12 protein-coding genes and 1 pseudogene are annotated in these 9665 nt (G+C 53.6%); 10 read left to right on the top strand and 3 right to left on the bottom strand.

Annotated elements, in window-relative coordinates:
• Positions 1–72: 72 nt before the first annotated feature.
• The 10 genes from N512_RS0111450 to N512_RS23785 all read left to right on the top strand — a co-directional run bounded on the left by N512_RS0111450 (position 73) and on the right by N512_RS23785 (position 7847).
• Positions 73–855 carry a flagellin N-terminal helical domain-containing protein gene (locus N512_RS0111450; RefSeq protein ID WP_028780425.1) on the top strand — a complete coding sequence of 261 codons (783 nt, stop codon included), beginning with the start codon at positions 73–75 and terminating at the stop codon, positions 853–855.
• A gap of 244 nt (positions 856–1099) precedes the next feature.
• A complete protein-coding gene (gene fliD / locus N512_RS0111455; protein WP_028780426.1) occupies positions 1100–2437 on the top strand; it encodes a flagellar filament capping protein FliD in 1338 nt (445 codons plus the stop codon).
• An 11-nt stretch (positions 2438–2448) separates the two neighbouring features.
• The gene (fliS, locus tag N512_RS0111460) at positions 2449–2829 is read left to right on the top strand and encodes a flagellar export chaperone FliS (RefSeq protein WP_025009148.1); all 381 of its coding nucleotides are present in this window, start codon (positions 2449–2451) and stop codon (positions 2827–2829) included.
• Positions 2822–3163, top strand: coding sequence for a hypothetical protein (locus N512_RS22880; protein ID WP_051472774.1), 342 nt, complete (start codon positions 2822–2824; stop codon positions 3161–3163). Before fliS ends, N512_RS22880 begins: the two co-directional genes overlap by 8 nt.
• Positions 3160–4392: a flagellar hook-length control protein FliK gene (locus N512_RS23780; protein WP_028780427.1), complete on the top strand. Its 1233-nt coding sequence runs from the start codon at positions 3160–3162 to the stop codon at positions 4390–4392. The genes N512_RS22880 and N512_RS23780 overlap by 4 nt, the downstream gene beginning before the upstream one ends.
• 21 nt (positions 4393–4413) lie before the next feature.
• Complete coding sequence (locus N512_RS0111475; protein ID WP_037474831.1) at positions 4414–4851, top strand: flagellar basal body-associated FliL family protein; 438 nt, start codon at positions 4414–4416, stop codon at positions 4849–4851.
• Between the two features lie 22 nt (positions 4852–4873).
• On the top strand, positions 4874–5584 hold the full coding sequence (locus N512_RS0111480; protein WP_044736031.1) for an RNA polymerase sigma factor FliA: 711 nt from the start codon (positions 4874–4876) through the stop codon (positions 5582–5584).
• 15 nt (positions 5585–5599) lie between these two features.
• Entirely contained in the window at positions 5600–6457 is an 858-nt protein-coding gene (gene motA / locus N512_RS0111485) for a flagellar motor stator protein MotA (RefSeq protein ID WP_028780430.1), read from the top strand.
• Complete coding sequence (locus N512_RS0111490; RefSeq protein ID WP_025009155.1) at positions 6457–7425, top strand: flagellar motor protein MotB; 969 nt, start codon at positions 6457–6459, stop codon at positions 7423–7425. The genes motA and N512_RS0111490 overlap by 1 nt, the downstream gene beginning before the upstream one ends.
• Positions 7425–7847, top strand: coding sequence for a hypothetical protein (locus tag N512_RS23785; RefSeq protein WP_025009156.1), 423 nt, complete (start codon positions 7425–7427; stop codon positions 7845–7847). The genes N512_RS0111490 and N512_RS23785 overlap by 1 nt, the downstream gene beginning before the upstream one ends.
• Before the next feature lie 12 nt (positions 7848–7859).
• Here the strand turns inward: N512_RS23785 and N512_RS0111500 are convergent, their stop codons facing one another.
• The 3 genes and pseudogenes from N512_RS0111500 to N512_RS24070 form a co-directional block, all read right to left on the bottom strand.
• Positions 7860–8291, bottom strand: coding sequence for an acyl-CoA thioesterase (locus N512_RS0111500; RefSeq protein WP_028780431.1), 432 nt, complete (start codon positions 8289–8291; stop codon positions 7860–7862).
• Positions 8292–8463: 172 nt separating this feature from the next.
• Positions 8464–9144 (bottom strand): acireductone synthase, encoded by a 681-nt coding sequence (mtnC, locus tag N512_RS0111505; RefSeq protein WP_025009158.1) that lies wholly within the window; start codon positions 9142–9144, stop codon positions 8464–8466.
• Between the two features lie 226 nt (positions 9145–9370).
• A pseudogene (locus tag N512_RS24070) lies at positions 9371–9665 on the bottom strand (IS4 family transposase); the annotation flags it as partial.

Genomic DNA, 9665 nt, shown 5'->3' on the forward strand with positions numbered 1-9665 from the left:
GGCTTTCAGTTTGGTTTTTTCGGGTCGCTTTGTTGTTTATGACACAAATACACTCTTCGGGAGAAACAAACTATGTTGTCTGTACATACTAACTATGCCTCTCTGGTTGCCCAGAACTCCGTAAACAAAAACAACAGCCTGCTGTCTACCGCCATGGAGCGCCTGTCTACCGGTATGCGCATCAATGGTGCCGATGATGACGCCGCTGGCCTGCAAATTGCCAACCGTCTGAACGCCAACGTTGTTGGTATGAGCACTGCCAGCCGTAACATCTCTGACGGCGTCTCTATGCTGCAAACAGCCGACGGTGCCCTGAGTGAACTGAGCTCTATCGCCAACCGTATGAAAGAGCTGGCAACCCAACACGCCAACGGTGTGAACTCTGCCGATGACAAAGCTGCTCTGAAATCTGAATTTGATGCACTGACAGCAGAAGCTACCCGTATCAAGACCAACACTGAATATGCCGGTGAAAAACTTTTCACCAAACTGGGTACAGGTGTTGCCATGCAGATTGGTGCTAGCAAGGCTGAAACCATGACAGTGACTCTGGGTGCTCAACCTGATGAAACAGCTCTGGATATTGCCGATCTGGATACCATCAACACTTACATCAATGAAATCGGTACCAACCGTTCTACTCTGGGTGCCAACATCAACCGTCTGGGCCACACTGCCTCTAACCTGGCCAACGTGACCGAAAACACCAAGGCTGCTGCCGGTCGCATCATGGACGCTGACTTCGCCAACGAATCAGCTGCCATGACCAAGAACCAACTGCTGGTTCAAGCCGGTACCAACGTACTGTCCCGTGCCAACCAGAACACTGGTCTGGTTATGGGTCTGCTGGGCTAAGCAAACATTTTGTTCCAAGCGCCGTCAGTCAAGATGGCGCTTTTTTTTAAGCTCGACAAAGAAACGGCGGAAGAGCTGATTCCTGTTTGAGGCCTTCCGAGGAAGAGACTGTACCAAGCTACAGTAGTCACTCTTAAATAACTTTCAAATTTTACAAAGGGTTAGCTTTGCCGTTTGAATGGCATACCTCTTGCTATCCCCGAATATTCCAAGGACACGAGTCTGTGTCTATGAGGAGTTGAAAATGATTTCCGGAATGAGTGGTGCCCAATTCGCGCAGCAGCTGATCAGTGCCGAGAGGGCCGGTAAAGACAATCTCTATCAAAGCAGCAAAACGGGCTACCAGAAACAGTTGGATGCCTACACTTTGCTGGATAAGGGGCTCGATCGTCTTAACAGCAAACTGACAACCCTGGGGACCGATGCCTTCAAGGGCAATATCGCCGAGGTCACAGATGAAAACATCTATGTCAGCAGCTCGGCCAAGGCGCCGCAGGGGAATTTTCAGCTGTCGGTAGAGCAGTTGGCTCAGGCACACCAACTGGTCAAGCCCTTTGCATCGGAAGATGCCACTCTGCCGGCATCCGGGGTTATTCAGATCAGCATGGGTGGCAAGAGCATGAGTGTGGATCTGGCCATGGTTAACAGCGGTGGCAGCGTTTCTGTCAGTGAGCTGCGGGATATGATCAACCAGCATCCCAACAACCCGGGAGTGCAGGCTAGCCTGGTACGCACCGGCGGCCAGGTGCAGTTGATGCTGACCTCGAAGGAAACCGGCAAGGCCAACAGTATTAGTATCAGTCTGGATGGTGCTGACTGGGGCATGGTCGAGACTCAGGCCGCTCAGGATGCCAAGGCTACGCTCAATGGCATGAGTATCACCTCGGCCAGCAACATGCTGACTCAGGTTGTGGACGGGGTAGATATCGAACTGCGTAAGGTTCATGAAGCCGGTGACAGCAGCAATATCAGTATCAAGGCGGATCAAGAAGCCGGCAAAGAGGCAGTTAAAGCCTATGTGGATACAGTCAATGAACTGCTGCGGCAGATAAGTCAATTGACTCGAGGCCTGGGGGTTGATGCCCTGGATGACTCGAAAGACAAGGACGACAAGGATAGCAAGAGCAGCAAGATAGATGAGAGTCAGCTGGGGATCCTCAAGGGTGATACCAGCCTGAGAACCCTGCAACAAAGGCTGCGTGAGCTGAGTTTCCAGGCTGCCCCCAATGGTTTGACTCTGGCCGACGCCGGTATCGAACTGACCCGTAATGGTGAGCTAAAGCTGGATGAGAAAAAGCTGGAAAACGCCCTGAAGAACCAGCCGCAGGCGATCAGTGATCTCTTCGGAGCCAAGGGCGGCATGGTCGATAAGGTTCAGGAGATCACTAAACCTTATACCCGTTTCGATGGCTATATGGATATGAAGAAGAACAACCTGAAACGCCAGTTGGACCGGGTCGAAGACAATATGGAACGCCATAACCGCATGATGGAACAGCGTTATCAGATCTACCTGAAGCAGTTCACCGCGATGGAAACCACCATCAATGAGTTGAACAGCGCCAGTGGATTGTTTTACTGAGGAATTATTCGATGTTTTATGAGCAGGATCCTTTCAGCGGCTACCGTCAGGCCAGCTTGGATGCCCGGGCCGCGGCGGCCAACCCCCATGAGATGGTGCGTATGTTGCTGGATGGCTTGCTGGATGAACTGGCCAGAGCCTCGGGGCATATGGAACGCAAGGCGTTTGAGGCCAAGGGCCAGAGTATCAACAAGTGTTTGAATGTGATCCATGGGCTTGATGTGTTGTTGGACATTGAAAACGGCGGCGAAGTAGCAACCAACCTCAACCGTCTCTATGACTATTGCAGCCGTCAACTGGTTAGCGCCAGTGTCGAAAATAACCCAGAGGCGCTGCAACCTGTGGTGCAGGTTATTCAACAGATTAGGGAAGGTTGGGCCCAACTTGAGTGAGTCTGTGATAGCCCGCTGGCAAGCCTTGGGACAACGCCTGCAACAACAGGCAACGGCCGAAGACTGGCAGGGAGTATGCCGGGTAAACCGGCAGATGATCCAGTTGCTCAGGCAGCAGGGAAAGCCCCGTTCTCAGGCTGAGTTACAGGCGCGCAAACAGTTGGAGCTTTGTCACTCGCAAGTGATGCAACAGCTGCAAACCAAGAGTGAATCGCTACAGCGGCAGATGCAGCAACTGCTGGCACAACAAGAGGGCATGTCCGCCTATCAACTGACCCAACTCAGCCAACCCGAGTTTCAAGAGGGAAACATGAGTAAAGGAGACCTGTATTGAGTATTGCGCTGATCCCGGCGCTGGCTGAAACGCCGGCGAAAAAAGTGCCCTTGTCTGCTCACCCGGACAGCAGTGGCAGAAAGGACTCTTATCGGCAGGAAGAACAGTCTCTTTCTCAGGCCGCGACTCAGCCGGCCAACTCCACAGCTTCCGGTATGAATGCCAAAGCGCAGGGGGCTCAAGAGAAGGGCTCTCAGGTAAAGAGTACTCAAGGGCAAAGCAGCACAGTAGAGGATAAGGAATCAGGGACAGAGTCGGCAGGCGAGATGTCGGCCAGTAGTGTGGTGGTGCAGGAACTCTTGCCGCCTTTGATGCAGCCAACTGCAATCCAAGTGACCACTCCGCCAGGAGCACCCTTGGCGCAATTGCAGGGCCAAGGTCATGATGAAAATACAGTGCCACCTTTGGCCGGCATCACGGCGCAGGGCATTGTGGGCACGCAACAAACCAATCTGTCACTGGCAGGCATCAGCCAACCTGTGGCAGCGAACCCGTTCAATGGTGAGGGCAGAGGTGCGGGTGATATGCGGGGACAAAGCCTGCAATTGGCCGCCGCCTTCCCTCAAGCGGCTACTCAAGTTTCGAGTGCGACAACTGAGGCCAAAGGCACGCCTTTTCTGCCCGTTGGCACCATGGCGCAGACCGCCATGCCGTCGCAACAGCTAACGGTCAATGCCGCGGCGCAGCTGGCGGCCTGGCAGGCCGAACCTTCCAGCAAACCTGTGGCTGAGCTTGGTCTGCAGCCGGAGGTTGCCGCATTGACAAGCGAGCGCCCGGGCGTGAGCCAGTGGGGCCCCTTGCCTCTGAGCGCTCAGGGAACTCAGGTGCAGCATGCCAGAGAGCTGTTGCTGCCACTCAGAGATCAACTGCGTTTTCAGATAGATCAACGTATTCAAACCGCCGAGCTGCAGTTAACCCCGCCCGAGCTTGGACGGATAGAACTGAACATTCGCCTCGACGGTGACCGGCTGCATATTCAGATGCATGCGGCCAACAACCATGTGCGCGATGCTCTGCTCAGCGGCCTGGAACGCCTGCGCAGTGAACTGGCCATGGAACACAAAGGCAACATTTCCCTGGATGTAGCCACCGACAGCGAGCGACACCAACCTGAGCAGGATGCCAGAGAAGGGTATGCCGGCGCGATCGCTTCATCCCGGGTGGACGAAACCAAAGGTGACACAGAAGCCGAGCGCAGACGCGATAGGCAACTGAACCTACTGGCCTGATGATAGAGATGAAAGATTGATATGAAACGAAATTTACTCATAGTTGCGTTACTTATTCTGGCCACTGGAGGCGGTTTTTTCATCGGCCATCAGCCGCCCGCATGGTTGGGGAAATGGTTATCGGCGGAAGAAGAAGTGCAACCACAGGCCAGTTTTTACCCGCTGGATAAGATGATTATTTCGGTACCGGGTGATGAATATCCCCACTACCTGTTGCTCGAGCTGGCGCTCAAGTCCCGCAGTGACAATGCGGCCCAGGAGATCAAGGCGGCCGATCCACTTATTCGCAACACCATGATGCGAATGTTCAGCAGCAAGTCTTTCAACGTGCTGAATCAACCGCAGAATCTGGAAACGCTGCAACTGGAGGCCAGAGAATCCCTGATCAAGGTGCTGACCAAAGATCAATTTACTCTGGATATTGAAGAAGTCCTGTTCACCCGTATGGTCATCCAGTAAAGGAGGCGCCTTGGACAGTGAGATGACAGCCTATGATTTGGGTTATCAGGCGTATGGCAATGAGCGGCAATCCGAGCAGGCGTTGTTACATCAATATCTGCCCTTGGTAAAACGCACAGTTTGTTCCCTCAAGAGTCATTGTGGCCCGCTTATCGGCCAGGAGGACATGGAGCAGATAGCTCTGATGGCCCTGCTGGAGGCTGCCCGGCGCTATCCGGGTGAGTATGATGCCGGCTTTATCTCCTTTGCCGGCCAGAGGATCCGTGGCGCCATTCTCGATGAGCTGCGGCGCCTGGATTGGCGGCCACGCTCGGTGCGCCAGCAGGCACACTCATTCAACGATGTGGTCAGGCAGTTGACCCGGGAGTTGGGCCGTTACCCGAAAGACAGTGAAGTCACTGCAAGAATGGGCCTGACCCAGGAAGAGTACCGGGATTACCTGCATGCAACCCTGGCAGAATCCATGACCAGTTTGGATGAGATGCTGGGAGAGGGTTTGTCACTGGGCGGTCAGGACAAGGAAATTGTCGATTTTGAACGCAATCAGCTGTTAATTGCGGCAATCAAGCAACTGAGCAACAGAGAACAGGTAATTCTGTCGCTTTATTATCAGCATGAACTCAATCTCAGAGAGATTGCAGCCACCCTGGGGTTAACCGAAACCCGGATATGTCAATTACACAAGGTTGCCGTGCGCCAGTTACAGGCGATTTATCGGCAGGCTCAACTCTGATTTGGAAGCCTGATAATGAGTAAGTTTGTTGGTTTAATGGTGATTTTAGTGTGTGTCTTCGGCGGCTATGCCTGGGCCGGCGGCAATCTGCTGGCCTTGTGGCAACCGGCAGAAATCCTGATCATCCTCGGTGCCGGCATCGGCTCTTTGCTGATTGCCAACCCCCGCGCTGTGCTGGTGGAGCTGTGGCAGCAGTTGCGCCAGATCGCCAGACAGGATACTCCTGAGCCGGAACTCTACCCTCAGCTGTTTGGCCTGATGAACATGCTGATGGCGCAGATCCAATCCCAGGGGATGAAGGTGCTGGATGCCCATATCGAAAATCCGGACGAGAGTTCGTTGTTTTTGATGTATCCGGTGGTGCTTGAACACCATCAGTTGCTGCAGTTTTTGGTTGATAACCTGCGCCTGCAGTCGATAGGTAAAATCTCTCCCCACGATCTGGAAATGATACTCGAGGAAGAGATCCACAGAATCGAAGAAGACAGCCTGCGCCCCTCGCTGGCTCTGGGACGAATCGCCGAAGCCATGCCGGGATTCGGTATTCTGGCGGCTGTGATGGGGATCATCATTACCATGTCAAACATTGATGGCCCCATCAGCTTGATCGGGGTCAAGGTAGCGGCCGCTTTGGTGGGCACCTTTATTGGGATCTTCGCCTGTTATTGCTTGCTCGAGCCATTGTCAAAGGCGCTGGAGCATCAAGTGGATCGGCAGATCAGCCAGCTCAAGTGTATTGCCGCCATGCTGACGACGTTCGCCAAGGGCAAACCGCCGATACAGGCGATAGATGCCGGCCGCAAACAGATCCAGACCGAGAGCCGCCCCAGCTTTGTGGAATTGGAACAGATACTGACAGAACAGAGAAGTTAATGGCACCAAGACAGGAAACTATCATTGTCCGTCGTGCTCGGGCGGGCAAACAACACGGTGCTCATGGTGGCGCCTGGAAGGTCGCCTTTGCCGATTTTACCCTGGCAATGATGGCGTTGTTTTTGGTGCTGTGGATCATGCAGGTGGCAGATCAGAAAGAGCGGGAAACCGTGGTTAAGTATTTGAATGGTGAGTTGTATCCCTCCGGCGATATCAACCCTTTCGATCTGCGTAACATCCCCTCGCTCATCGATCTGCAAGGGCAACCCAGTGTGCAGCAACCTGTGGTTCCTACCCCGGCCAGTGGTGATGAGATGCGTGGCCCTGCGCTGCGCACCCATGTACCAGAAGGCAAGTGGCAGCCCAAGGCCGGTATGGGGCCCAAACTGAATGCCATTATCCCAGGTGAGTTCGCCACTCAGGTGCAACTGGAAGTGTTGGCGCGGCAGATCCAGCGGGTCGTCGACCAGGCGGGTATGGGGAAAAACGTACAGTTGGACGCAGTGCCTCAGGGAATAAGGATCCGCATTCACGACAACAATGAACAATCTATGTTCAAAGTGGGCCAGGCGCAGATGCGGCCCTATTTTGAAGATCTGTTGTTGGCCTTGGCGCCTGTTTTACAACAGGTGAAAAATCAACTGATCATCTCTGGCCATACCGACTCGCTGCCCTATGTCGGTCGCAGCTATACCAATTGGGAGTTGTCCAGTGAGAGGGCGCTGATCGCCAGGCAAACCATAGAGTTTGGTGGCGTGCGTCAAGGGCAGATTCTTCAGGTTAACGGCATGGCCGACCGGGTACCCTTTATCGATAATGAGCCCTTTAACCCGGCCAATCGCAGAGTGGAGATACTGATCCTCACCAAGGAAGCTTCCGAGCAGATCCAGAGCCTGGCGGGCGGAAAGGCACTCTTTGAGGCCAATGAGGCGGCCCGCTTTAATCAGCCAAGGGACAGGTACCAGTGATGACGGACAATAGCAGTGACGAGGCGCAGCGACGCGAGCATTTGCGTATCAGCCTGAGGCTGGGTAATGACGCCGACTTCCTGCTCGACTGTGATGGCATGACGGTGCAACTGGGACACTGGCACTGGTGGCGCCCCGGCAAGCTGGGGCTTGGAAATATCAAAGATATCAGCCGCGGCGGGGTTGGTTTGATCTCCGCCTGCCGTTTGCATCAGGGCATGAAACTGAAATTGCTGCTGAACGATGACCTGGTGTTACCCATCAGCATAACCCATTGCCGACAGTTGTACGGTCCACTGTGGTTTTACGGCGGCCGTTACCTGGAGCTGTCGACAGAAGATCTGTACCGGGCACTGCGCTTGGTACAGCAGCACAGGCGCAAACTGCGACAGGGCCGGCGCCAGCCTGTTCTCGAGCCCTGACTTAGCCTTGGCTTAAGCTTCCTGGCTGTGTTGCCTGAGAATCGTCAGCAGTTCCTGTGGTAGTTTGGCCTTGGTGCCTTTCTTGAAATCGTACATCACGGCGACAGAGCTGCCTGTAGTGGTAATGGCTCGCTGCGCCTTACTGTACGCCTCGTAATGCATGGTAAACCTGTCTTCACCTATGTCGCTTATTCTGATCCCTATCAACAGGGTATCCGGGTAGGTGACCGGGCGCTTGTACCTGGCCTGGTTTTCGCTTATTACCGGCCCCATTCCCTGTTTGTACATCTCACCCAAGGGAAAATGGCGGTTGAAGAAGTCGATTCTGGCGGTCTCAAAGTAGCGGAAATAGACCACATTGTTGACGTGTTGCAGGGCATCCATTTCGCCCCAGGCCACCGGGATTTGTGAGTGTTGTGGGTAACGCTGAGTAAAATTTTCCATATTTAAACGACCGTTTTATTTTTGTTGGCTCAGGATAACAACAGCGGCTCTCTGTCTCAAGAGGGAACTACATTCCGTACAGGCGTTGATTTTCCGGGATACGAAATAGGTGTTGTAAACAATAAGGGGAGCCATTGGCTCCCCTTGATTTAGCGGCTAACTCTGCTTGTTATCAGTCAATCTTCAGCTCGGCGAAACTCTTCACCTGCCGGAAATCACCTGTGCGTTGTCCGGCCTCTCGTACCATTTGGCAGGTGATCAGCCCGGCAGCGGCAGCAGCCTTGAGTTCGTCCACCATGTCGGAGACAAACAGTATCTGCTTGGGGCTCAGACTTATGGTGTTAATGATGTTGCAGTAGGCTTGCTTGTCCAGCTTGCCGCCGGTGCGGGTATCAAAATGACCGTTGAACAGCTCGGTCAGATCGCCGCCGTCACTGTGGCTGAACAGTAACTTCTGGGCTTCCACTGAGCCGGAAGAGAAGCTGTATATCCTGAGTCCCTGAGCCTTGTATTCCTTGATGGCTTCAATGAAGTCAGGATAGATGTGACCTGTGAACTCGTTCTTGGCATAGCCCTGTTTCCAGATCAGGCCCTGCAGCGTTTTCAGCGGCGTGGCCTTGCGGTCTTCGGCAACCCACTGCTGGAGTATTTCTGTTACCCGCGGCAGATCGGCATCCGGTTCCAGCGCCATCTCTTTGGTGTCGCTGATACAGTTTTCTACCAGGATATTATCTTGATAGCGTTCCAAAAATTCCGGCAATGCCTTGGCCGAATAGGGGAAAAGCACATCCTGAATAAAGTTTAGATCTGTCGTAGTGCCGGCGGTGTCGACGACTATGGCTCTGATACCCATAAGGTGAATTACTCCAAAAAGTGCTGTTTTCTGTGCAGATCCTAAGCTTTATTGGCGCGCTTGACCAGCTTCTTTAACCCTTTGTTTCCCCCCAATTTTACATTTTGGGCGGCAGGCCAAGCCCTGAGGCCGGATGTGAGGTATGCAGGTGTTAAGTGATTGAAGCTCAATGGAGAAGTCGCCTGCTGCAGGCAACAAAAAGCCCGGCACATAGGCCCAACGTAGTTCACTTAAGCGGAGCTGCCTTGTGATTAACAGGATATCGGGTCTTTGATATTTTTACCGCCCTAGGCCGATTTGGCTTAGGGCGTTTGTCTATAAACAGGATGGACAAGTCTCCTCGCAGACTGTTTAGACGCTTCGGCGTATTACCTGGTGACACCGCTTTGCTCATGACTTTGAGCTGACTTGCGATGAACTGACAAGCGTACTTAAAGCTGATTTCATTGGGCATTCGACCGTGCTCTACTGCCGCCTGACTCGCTTCTCGTCTCACCAAGTTATAACCAAGCAGCAGCCCC

Origin of the sequence: Shewanella sp. 38A_GOM-205m (assembly GCF_000518445.1) — a bacterium.
Classification (GTDB): Bacteria; Pseudomonadota; Gammaproteobacteria; order Enterobacterales; family Shewanellaceae; genus Shewanella; species Shewanella algae.